Annotated in this window: 9 protein-coding genes; 5 read left to right on the top strand and 4 right to left on the bottom strand. The window is 42.8% G+C overall.

The window, feature by feature from the left end:
- Positions 1-81: 81 nt before the first annotated feature.
- The 5 genes from V7K50_RS14495 (at position 82) to V7K50_RS14475 (ending at position 6,662) form a co-directional block, all read left to right on the top strand.
- Entirely contained in the window at positions 82-873 is a 792-nt protein-coding gene (locus tag V7K50_RS14495; protein WP_334961084.1) for an SUMF1/EgtB/PvdO family nonheme iron enzyme, read from the top strand.
- A complete protein-coding gene (locus V7K50_RS14490; RefSeq protein WP_334961082.1) occupies positions 863-3,229 on the top strand; it encodes an arylsulfatase in 2,367 nt (788 codons plus the stop codon). Before V7K50_RS14495 ends, V7K50_RS14490 begins: the two co-directional genes overlap by 11 nt.
- Before the next feature lie 112 nt (positions 3,230-3,341).
- Complete coding sequence (locus V7K50_RS14485; protein WP_334961080.1) at positions 3,342-4,214, top strand: bile acid:sodium symporter family protein; 873 nt, start codon at positions 3,342-3,344, stop codon at positions 4,212-4,214.
- Positions 4,215-4,707: 493 nt separating this feature from the next.
- The gene (locus V7K50_RS14480; RefSeq protein ID WP_442944596.1) at positions 4,708-5,826 is read left to right on the top strand and encodes a sulfate ABC transporter substrate-binding protein; all 1,119 of its coding nucleotides are present in this window, start codon (positions 4,708-4,710) and stop codon (positions 5,824-5,826) included.
- A gap of 185 nt (positions 5,827-6,011) precedes the next feature.
- A complete protein-coding gene (locus V7K50_RS14475; protein ID WP_334961078.1) occupies positions 6,012-6,662 on the top strand; it encodes a protein-tyrosine phosphatase family protein in 651 nt (216 codons plus the stop codon).
- A gap of 142 nt (positions 6,663-6,804) precedes the next feature.
- Here V7K50_RS14475 and V7K50_RS14470 read toward each other — a convergent pair whose 3' ends face one another.
- From V7K50_RS14470 to V7K50_RS14455, 4 genes are all read right to left on the bottom strand, one after another.
- The gene (locus V7K50_RS14470; protein WP_334961076.1) at positions 6,805-7,581 is read right to left on the bottom strand and encodes a phosphate ABC transporter ATP-binding protein; all 777 of its coding nucleotides are present in this window, start codon (positions 7,579-7,581) and stop codon (positions 6,805-6,807) included.
- Between the two features lie 263 nt (positions 7,582-7,844).
- Positions 7,845-8,717 carry a phosphate ABC transporter permease PstA gene (pstA, locus tag V7K50_RS14465; RefSeq protein ID WP_334961074.1) on the bottom strand — a complete coding sequence of 291 codons (873 nt, stop codon included), beginning with the start codon at positions 8,715-8,717 and terminating at the stop codon, positions 7,845-7,847.
- Entirely contained in the window at positions 8,705-9,583 is an 879-nt protein-coding gene (gene pstC, locus V7K50_RS14460; RefSeq protein ID WP_334961072.1) for a phosphate ABC transporter permease subunit PstC, read from the bottom strand. The genes pstA and pstC overlap by 13 nt, the downstream gene beginning before the upstream one ends.
- Entirely contained in the window at positions 9,540-10,391 is an 852-nt protein-coding gene (locus tag V7K50_RS14455) for a phosphate ABC transporter substrate-binding protein (protein ID WP_334961070.1), read from the bottom strand. Before V7K50_RS14455 ends, pstC begins: the two co-directional genes overlap by 44 nt.
- Between the last annotated feature and the right edge of the window lie 21 nt (positions 10,392-10,412).

Raw genomic sequence — 10,412 nt, 5'->3', positions numbered from 1 at the left:
TTAGTTTGCTTATCGTTACATCAATTTTTGCAATTATCTATATCATTTTGCAATCTTTCTTAGTTTTTATTAGTAAATAAGATGCGTTTGCCCTGTGCAGAGCGCCCTTTACCAAAAGAACAGTTTCCCGACTTGCCAGATGAGCAGAGATTGCCGGGTTCTTTGGTGTTTGAAATCGCAAAACCAGGAGCAAAACAACTGAGTTGGTGGCATTGGCAGACTGGGGCGAATTGGCGACATCCATTTGGAAGAGAAAGTGCGATCGCACAGCCCCCACTTCGACAAAGCTCAGTGACCACCGCAGGCATCACGCATCAAGATAATTATCCAGTCGTTCATATTGCCTACGAAGATGCTGTAGCTTACGCTCAATGGGCAGGAAAATCCTTACCCACCGAAACCCAGTGGGAATACGCCGCCCGTGGTGGGTTAGATGCTGCAACTTATGCCTGGGGCAACCAGTACTCTGAGAAAAAAGCTAACACCTGGCAAGGAATTTTTCCCTTTTTCAACACCAAAAGCGATGGTTACGCAGGTATTGCCCCAGTTGGTTCCTTTCCGCCAAATGGTTATGGTCTGTATGACATTACAGGTAACGTCTGGGAATTGACCTCCGATTGGTTTCGTCCAGGACACAACCAAAAAAACCACAGTGTCAATCCAAAAGGCCCAGAACAAAGTTTTGACCCCAACAAACCCACCGAAAACGCTCTACACGTAATCAAAGGTGGCTCTTATTTGTGTGCTATCAACTATTGCAGCCGCTTCCGCCCAGCAGCGCGAGAATCTCAAGCCCCCGACACGGGAACTACCCATATCGGATTTCGCTTAGTGAAAAACCTGACTATAGAAAGGATGAAGAATGAAGTTTGAATCCAAGCACTGGAATTTGTTTCCAGAAATTGCAAAGGCGATCGCTTTATCTTTGCTCATCACTTTGTTGATGGTCAATGGCCCCGCCCTAGCAGCTACATCGCAAGTTTTACCCGTTCCTTTGCCAGAGTTCAAAGGTAAAATCGGCCTCACCTACAAAGAATCACAACCAGACTTTCCTCAACCCATAACTGCCCCAGCCAAAGCACCCAATGTCTTGCTAGCGATCCTAGATGATGTGGGCTTTGGACAAGCGGGTACTTTTGGCGGCCCGGTGGACACTCCAAATTTGACGCGCCTAGCCGAAAGAGGATTACGCTATAACCAATTCCACACCACAGCCCTGTGTTCGCCTACCAGGGCAGCTTTGTTAACTGGACGCAATCACCATTCAGTTAATACAGGGGTCGTTGAGGAATTAGCTACAGGTTATCCTGGCTACACAACAATTTTGCCTAAAAGTGCCGCCACCGTTGCTGAAATACTACGACAAAATGGCTATAACACAGCAGCTTTCGGTAAATGGCACAATACCCCAGACTATGAAACGAGTGCCGCCGGGCCTTTCGATCGCTGGCCTACAGGGTTAGGATTTGAGTACTTTTACGGCTTTCTTGGCGGTGATACTAATCAGTGGAGTCCTGCCTTAGTAGAAAATACTAGGCGAGTCGAGAAACCAACCAACAAGCCAGATTATCACCTGACTCCTGATTTAGTAGACCATGCGATCGCCTGGATTCGCAACCAAAAATCCATTGCTCCTGAAAAACCCTTTTTCGCCTATCTCGCCACTGGAGCCACCCACGCACCGCACCACGCCCCCAAAGCTTGGATTGATAAATACAAAGGCAAATTTGACCAAGGCTGGGATAAATTACGCGAAGAAATCTTTGCCCGTCAAAAACAACTGGGTGTAATTCCTGCCAATACCCAACTCACTCCTCGCCCCCAAGAACTACCAGCTTGGGATTCCCTCACAGCAGAACAGCAAAAACTCTATGCCCACATGGCCGAGGTATTTGCTGGATTTTTAGGTCATACAGATTATGAAGTAGGCAGGCTGATTGATGCCGTTGACCAACTTGGTGAATTGGATAACACCCTAGTCATTTACATTGTTGGAGACAATGGTGCTAGTGCAGAAGGCGGTTTAACAGGCAGCGTCAACGAACTCCAAGTCTTCAACGGTGTACCCGAAAATCTGCAACAACTGCTAGCTGCATATAATGACTTAGGTAGTCCCAAAACATTTAACCATTTTCCGGCGGCTTGGGCTTGGGCAGTCAACACTCCCTTCCAATGGACAAAGCAAATCGCCTCTCACTTTGGCGGAACTCGTAACCCTTTGGTGATTTCTTTGGGCGCAAATATTAAAGACCAAGGTGGCATTCGTAGCCAATTCCATCATGTAATTGATATTGCACCCACCATTTTAGAAGTAGCGGGAATTACCGCTCCTAAAGAAGTGAATGGTGTTAAGCAACAACCAATCGAAGGTACTAGCCTTGTTTATACCTTCGATCGCCCTGATGCTCCCTCTCATCGTCAAACTCAGTATTTCGAGATGTTGGGCAACCGAGCCATTTACGATGAAGGTTGGGTAGCGGCAGCGCGTCACGGTCGCTTACCTTGGGAACGAACTGTCAAAGGTAGCTTTGATACAGATGAGTGGGAACTGTACAACATTACAGAAGATTTTAGCGAAGCGAACAACCTAGCAAAGGAAAACCCAGACAAGCTAGAAAAACTGCAAAAGTTGTTTTTAAAGGAAGCCCGCAAGCACCAAGTATTACCATTAGACGATCGCATCGCTGAAAGATTTGATGTTAAAATTCGCCCCAGCCTCACCAGAGGACGCACAACTTTCACCTATTATCCAGGTACATTCGGCATCCCAGAAGGTAGCGCCCCAAACCTGAAAAATAAATCTTTCAGCATCACAGCTAATGTAGAAATTCCTGAAAGTGGGGCAGAGGGTGTCCTTTTGACCCAAGGCGGACGCTTTGCTGGTTGGAGTTTTTTCCTTGAGGATGGCAAGCCTACCTATGTCTACAACTACGCCAATACTGCCCGCTACATCATCCAATCAAGAGAAAAATTGCCCTCCGGTAAATCTACACTTCGTTTCAACTTTGATTATGACGGTGGCGCTGTAGGTGCAGGCGGAATCGGCAAACTATTCATCAATGACCAACAGGTAGCCGAAGGACGTGTGGAAAAAACCATTGCTTACCGTTTAGCCCTAGATGAAACCTTTGATGTTGGCAGAGATACAGGTACTGCCGTTGTTGATACTTATCAAGTCCCGTTTGCCTTTACTGGTAACTTACAGCAAGTCAGCCTGGAGTTGAAGTAATAGGAAATAGGGAATAGGGAATGGGCTTCAATACAACTCGAATCTTTGGATTAATTTACTGTCCCCTGTTCCCTATCCCAACTAGATATTTATTTTGACAAATAATTAAATCATGAATGAAATTTTAGTAATAATCGACAAACTTGCACTTTTCACATTCATTGTTTGCACTATGTTGGGTGCAGGTTTAGGTTTAACAGTACAACAGATTTGGAAACCACTCCGCAGCCCTCGACTCGTCATCTTGTCTTTACTAACAAATTTTGTATTGGTGCCAGTTTTTGTTTATTTGCTAGTACAAGTAGTACCTCTAAAAGAACCAATTAGAGATGGTTTACTAATTATGGCAGTAGCATCAGGCCCGCCAGCTTTGCCTAAACTTGCTCAAATAGTCAAGGGCAATATAGCTTTTTCTGTGGGATTAATGATGTTGCTGATGCTGGGCACTATTTTTTATATGCCGATTGTACTACCTTTAGTAGTGCAAGGTGTGCAAATCAACTCTTGGGACATTGCCAAACCCTTATTGTTGCTGATGGTTAGTCCGTTAGTGATGGGATTATTTATCAAAGCTAAATTTGCTGCGATCGCTCCTATTATCCAGCCAATTTTATTCAAATTATCTAGTATTGGATTACTTTTTGGTCTAGTAGTCAGACTCTTCATTCACACCAACGATATCATTAGCTTATTAAAAACAGGTGCAATCTTTGTTTGTGCGATATTTATTATATTCTCCTTTAGCGTCGGTTATCTTTTAGGTGGGCCTGACATTGATACTCAAAGAGTACTAGGAGTCGGAACAGCCCAACGCAATTTTGCCGCAGCATTATTAGTAGCTACGAGTAATTTTGAAGATCCCAGCGTAGTCAGCATCATCATGGTGACGAGTCTATTAATGATGGTGATAGTTCTCATTGCTGGGCCAAAGTTTATAGAAATAGACCAAGCAACAGATGCAGAGATCAAACAGGTAGAGGTGTAAACTTGACCGAAAAAAGGCAGAAGGGACAGCCTTTGATGCGATCGCGCTCATTACAATATTTTATAGCTCTGCGCCCAGATGTGCGTTAGCTAACAACAGCTTTGCTAACTTTAATTAAAAGATTTACAGCTTGAATAGAGTGTCTGCCCCTAGCACTAAGAATAGCGTCACAACTGTCACTGTTAGTTCTGCGATCGCTATTTGATGTTTTGAGTCGGCGTGGATTTGGGCGGTTGTACCAAATTCGATCCTGTTTGCTAAAAATCAAAAGTAAGAACATTAACAACCATCCTTCGCTTCCGCAATCGTAAACAGGTACGAATAAGGCTCTCATTTTGGCAACAGTAAGCCTCTTTCAGTACATAATCTACAACTTGTTTAAATTTAGGTTAATAAAAGGTTATGTAATTTCAGGAACTACCTTATAATACCTTTAAACTACAGTAAATCGCGCGGAATACCGCATTTATTACCTAAAGGGGAAATTTTGAGTATCAAAAAATACCATAGCTACATAACGAAGCCAGATCGCTCTTATATTGTCAAGCTTTGGCAAGCTATAAGACACTGGTGGTTTATATCCTTATTTTTGGTGGGAATCAGCGTCAGTCTAGTCATGACGGCTTGCTCTGGTGTTAACGTTGATAAGACTGGTGATACTAAGGCCACTTCTGTTGGTGATGTCAAGCTAACGTTTGTTTCCTATTCGGTGACAAAAGACGCATACGAGCAGATCATTCCCAAATTCGTAGATAAGTGGAAAAAAGAGCATAACCAAAATCTGACTTTTACTCAAAGTTATGATGGGTCTGGTTCTCAAACCCTAAATGTAATTGATGGTTTAGAGGCTGATGTAGTACACCTATCACTAGCCCTTGATATTGAGAAACTTGTTCAGAAAGGTTTTATTCAACCCGCCTGGGAAAAAGAAGCGCCAAATAATGCAATTGTGACCCAATCTGTAGTTGCAATTGCTACTCGTGAGGGTAATCCCAAAAATATTAAAACTTGGTCAGATTTAGCACGCCCTGGTGTGAGTGTGATAACAGCGAACCCGAAAACATCAGGTGGTGCGCGCTGGAATTTTCTGAGTTTGTGGGGTTTCGCCACAAAAACTAGCAATAATGAGAGTCAGGCATTAGATTTTATTTCCAAGGTCTATAAAAATGTACCCTTGCAGCCCAAGACTGCTCACAATGCCAGTGAATTGTTCTTTAAACAAGGTCAGAGTGATGCCTTACTCAATTATGAAAACGAAATGATCCTATCAAAACAAAAGGGCGAAAAGTTTTCGTATGTTGTCCCTGATGTCAATATCTCTATTGAAAATCCTATTGCTGTAGTAGATAAAAATGTTGAACAACACGCTACTCGAAAAGTTGCAGAAGCATTTGTCCAATATCTCTACACTCCAGAGGTACAAAGAGAATTTGCCAAAATAGGGTTTCGTCCTGTTGATACTGCGATCGCAAAACAACTTAGTAGCGATTTTCCTCAAATTAAAACTTTATTGAAAGTTCAGGATTTAGGAGGCTGGAACAGTATAGGGCAGAAATTTTTTAGTGAAGGTGCTATTTTTGACAAAATTCAAGCTCAGAAACCTTTAAGCTAAATTGCTGAAATTTTTAGACTCTAAATTTGAGGACTCTGGACTATGAGCCATACTAAAAAAAGGCTCATAATTCCAGCGATCGCTAACTGTAGCGAGCTATATTTCCCAACAACCATTTGATTGAGGAGATCGTTTAAACTGGGTTGACATTATTGATGAAAACTTATTAGTAGGGAGGTGAAGTAATGAACCAGTCTCAGGAGGAAGACAAAAATAAATTCCTTATCTTAATGGATAAACACAACCCACAGGCATCGGAACAAATGACTAGAAATACATACAAGTTTGCTGCCGCTTGGGAAGATGAACCGATTGTATTTGGTGCTTCCAGACCTGGTTACTCCAATCAACAGGTATCTGATTGGATTGAGTTCATGAAAAAACAAAATATCCAACGAGTCTGCTGTCTTCTCCCCCAAAAGCAACTAACTCGTTACTCAAATCTTTTAGGCATATATCAACAAGAATTTTGTGAGCAGCAAGTTTGTTGGGCACCGATTATAGATTTTCAATTCGTTAATTTAGAAATGCTCACCCAAAGAATAATTCCTTTTTTAGTAGCAGCAGACAAACAAAGTGAAAAAGTAGTTGTACACTGTTCGGGTGGTATTGGTCGCACTGGTCATGTGCTAGCTGCATGGTTGGTTAGTATTCGGGGATTCTCCAATAAAGATGCGTTAGCCGCCGTCAAAAGAACAGGCAGAAATCCTTATGAAGCTGCGATCGCATCTATGTTTACTTTTAAAAATCCCTTGAAAGCTGTACAGGAACTTAATGTACTTTTAAATGATTGCCGTCTAGTAGTCTGTTCGACTAATCCTGACGAATTTAGTTGACAAAGCGATCCTCTGTATTTGAATCAATTACCAATGACGCGTAACGCTTGACTTCCACTCTGCGTTAACAACTACAATGGCATGGTTAGCAATTTTGAGTATTTTGATGTTATTAATTTGATCCCAAAGACCGCAATCTTACTCAACCCCTGGCACCAGTTACATAAGCAACTGTTAAAGGATGTTGAGGATGATTAAAAACCTGCTCTACAGTACCTGATTCAATCAGTTGTCCAATGCCGTCTTGTACCCAAAATAAAGCGACTCGATCTGCAATTCTCTTGGCTTGAGCCAGATTGTGAGTAACAATTAACAGAGTATAGCGCTGGCGCAAACTGATAATTAAATCTTCAACAAGGTTGCTGGAAATAGGGTCGAGGGCACTACAAGGTTCATCTAGTAGTAAGATTTCTGGCTGCAAAGCCAAAGCTCTAGCTATGCACAAACGTTGCTGCTGCCCACCAGAAAGAGCTAAAGCTGAAGATTGCAATCGGTCTTTTACTTCATCCCATAGCCCTACATCTTGGAGGCTGGTTTCGATAATTGTATCAATTTGGTGGCGATCGCGGATGCCATGCTCTCGCAAAGGTAATTCCAGATTTTGCCATATTGAGAAAGGAAAGGGATTGGGTTTTTGAAAAATCATGCCGACTTGACGCCGCAAGGCGATGACATTGATTTTGGAATTTACCACTTCTAGATTACCAATGCGGATTCTTCCCTGAACTCGACACTTGGGAATCATATCGCTGAGGCGGTTGAGACAACTGAGCAAGCTAGTTTTTCCACAACCAGAAGGCCCAACCAAAGCCAAAATTTCTCCGGCATTGACAGCTAAGTTGACATTAGCAAGCGCAGTTTTTTGTGCATATTGCAGAGTTAAGTTCTCAATTTGAATCAACGGTTCAGTAATTGCCAAGATGTCCTCCTTTATATCCCAATACAGTTGAGTTAAGGGACTTCCAAGAAATAAATTATCCAAATAAACGAACCACAGAGACACAGAGGAATAAGGAGGAGAGAGTTTTTTGAGTATTTTTTTATTTGGAAGTCCCTAAACATCTTTCTTCTCTTCGTTCTCTTCCTTCGTGTCCTTTGCGTCCTTTGCGGTTCGTTAAAAAAATTCACTTTGACAAAGAGTAAAGCCTTAACCCAAGCGTATTGCTCTATATCCACCAGTCCTCATCCAGAAATAACTCTGCTGTGTAACCAACGTCGTGCAATCCAAGCTGCTGTGCCATTAATCAACAGCAGTAGTAATAGCAAAACCGATGCACTAGCATAAGCACTCTTATCTCCTCCTGAAACGTTCATTGAGAGATCAAAAATATGAACCGAAAGGGTACGTCCAGAATCGAGGAGTGATTGAGGCATTCGGTCTACGTAACCGCTAGTAAAAATTAAAGCCGCAGTTTCTGCAATAGCCCGACCAACGCCAAGCACAAATCCCACAACTAAACCAGGAACAGCAGCAGGTAATAATATCTGAAATATTGTGGTTGTGCGCGAAAAGCCAAGAGCGGCGGCTCCTAATCTGTACTCATTAGGAACCGCTAAAAATCCTTCCTCTGTAGAGCGAATCAAGATTGGTAGCACCATACACGCTAGTGTGAGTCCGCCTGAAAGAATGGAAAACCCCAGCCCTAAAATTTTGCAAAACAAGACGTTACCAAACAACCCGAAGACAATCGAAGGTACACCAGCAAGTACATCTAGACTGCGGCGCACTAATCTAGCGAACCAACTATCACTAGGAGTAAATTCTGCTAGTAAAACTGCTGTACCAACACCAACGGGCAGGCAAACCGTCATACATACACCAATAATTAAAATGGTGGAAACGAGAATACTGGCAATTCCACCTTCTCTACCCGCATTTTCTGGTTCACTAATCAGAAATTCCCAAGATAAATATCCCATACCGTGCCAGAGGATATCGCTGACTATCCATAAAAAGATGGCGGTAACGAGGGCGGCTGTTGCCCAAACTAAGCTGGTTGCTAGCCACTCTCTGGGAGTGATACGATTATCTTTGATTTGTTTTATCTCTGCCATTTGCCTTGACTGATAACTTCAGCGATCGCCACTAAGACTACAATCATTCCCATCAATATCAAACCACTGACAAAAAGCGCACTACGGTGATCCCCTGTGGCATAGGCCATTTCTAAAGCAATATTGGCTGTGAGTGTGCGGATGGGGTCAAATAAGCTTTTGGGAGTCTGTACCACATTGCCGCATACCATCAAAATTGCCATTGTTTCACCAATGGCACGACCTGTCCCTAAAATTAAGCCTGTAAATAACCCTGATTTGGCTGATGCAAAAACTACTGTGCAGATTGTTGTCCAACGTGATAACCCTAGTGCAGCCGCACCTTGAATGTAAGAGGTGGGAACTTTTTCGAGGCTAGCATCGGCTACAAGGGCGACTGTTGGCAGAATCATCACCGCCAAAATTGCTATTCCTGCTAATAGGCTTGGCCCTGGTGGATGAATTTTTCCAATCAGAGGAACCAGCACGACTAATCCCCAAAAGCCATAAACTACAGAAGGAATCCCTGCTAATAATTCAATGAGGCGGCGATAGAGTTGAGCTACCATTGGCGGGGCATAGAATTGGCAAAAGACAGCAGATAAAATCCCTATAGGAGTAGCAATTAGCACTGCACCAGCCATTGCCAAGAAAGTACCCAGTAACATGGGTGAGAGATTATATAAACCTGCTGTGGGGTTCCAAGAGGAGTCAGTAAAGAAGCGGGATAGTGGTATACGACTGAAGATTGGTAAGGATTCCCAAAGTAGAAAGACAACAATTAAAAGTGCGATCGCTCCGGCGATTGTTGCCAACCCTCGTAGTATCCAAATTAACCAAATATCATTGGGCGATGGAGACAAAGTTTTGCTTTTTAACAATGTCACTTACCTGCTGTGATTGTGCAAAGTTAATAAATTCTTTAGCCAGTCCTTGGGGTTCGGTTTTTGTAACCAAGTTAAGCGGTCGAGAAATAGGAAAGCTGCCGTTTTGTACATTAGCTGTTGTTGCTGCTACACCGTTTACAGCTAGCAATTTGATTGGTACTTTATTGGCGGCGCTATTTTCTGCCGAGCCAATGGAAACATAGCCAATAGCATTTGGGTTTCCAGCTACAGTTTTAATTCCTTGCTCATTATCACCAATTACTACTTGTGCTTTGATGTCAGTATTTTTTAGCTTGAAGTAGTGGGTAAATAATTCCAGGGTAGAACGTCCTTCGGCTTTATTAACAACTGTAATTGCCCCATCCTTACCCCCTACCTGTTTCCAGTTATTTACCTTGCCTGTGTAAATATCTACAACCTGCTTGTCAGTTAGGGATGGCACGGGATTTTCCTGATGGAGAATCACCGTTACTCCATCACGAGCGATGGAAAAGGCTTTTAAATCTTTTTCGTCAGGCTTTAAGGCACGGGAAACCATGCCAACATTAGCTACACCTTGACGAGCATCTGTAATACCGCGAGAAGAACCGCCTGATTGCACATCAACTCGCACACCGGAATGTTGCGATTCAAACTTTTTGCCAATTTCTGCTGCTAATGGTGCGATCGTACTTGAACCAGTAAGTACCAATTTTCCTTGTAGCCTATTTGCATCATTTGTGACTGCTTGCGGAGGTTGAGAACAACCTTGCAACCAAATGCTTGTCACTAATCCTATTGCGATCGCCGAAATTTGTGAATGTTTCATCTTCTCCCTTTACTTCTATAA

The sequence above is a fragment of the Nostoc sp. genome (assembly GCF_036917135.1).
Lineage (GTDB): Bacteria > Cyanobacteriota > Cyanobacteriia > Cyanobacteriales > Nostocaceae > Nostoc.
The sequence above is the reverse complement of the archived record's forward strand: the minus strand, read 5'-3'. Positions and strand labels throughout refer to the sequence as shown.